General features: G+C 62.4%; 1 protein-coding gene. It reads right to left on the bottom strand.

Going from position 1 to position 351, the window contains the following annotated elements:
• Nucleotides 1-109 precede the first annotated feature (109 nt).
• A partial coding sequence (locus EN807_RS35985) for a hypothetical protein (RefSeq protein WP_189522684.1) occupies nucleotides 110-351 on the bottom strand: 242 nt, incomplete at its 5' end.

The following is a 351-nucleotide window of genomic DNA, read 5'->3' as shown; positions in this document are numbered from 1 at the left end:
AGGCGTGGGGAAAGCCAACCGTTACCAAGGCGCCGATCAGGCTAACCGGTGGCGAAAGCGCATCGGAAGGAGGCCGTCACGGCGACTTCCGCGCCCTATTCTCGGGCTGCTATTCCTGAGCGTGGGTTTGCTCGCCATCGCAAATACTCAGTTCGTGGTCGAGCGCGCCGATGCGGTTCAAAGCACCATAACGAATTGGACCGAACAGCTGCCAGGTCCGATGCGGGGGCGTGCCTCTGTGATCGATGGCGACACCGTCGAGATCGCGGGCCAGCGCATCCGCTTCAATGGGATCGACGCACCGGAGGGCCGACAGTACTGCGATGACGCGAAGGGCTTCGAATACCCCTG

Source organism: Mesorhizobium sp. M5C.F.Ca.ET.164.01.1.1 (assembly GCF_004792125.1).
Lineage (GTDB): Bacteria > Pseudomonadota > Alphaproteobacteria > Rhizobiales > Rhizobiaceae > Mesorhizobium > Mesorhizobium wenxiniae.
Note: the sequence above shows the minus strand (reverse complement) of the source record. Positions and strands in the feature narration are given on the sequence as shown.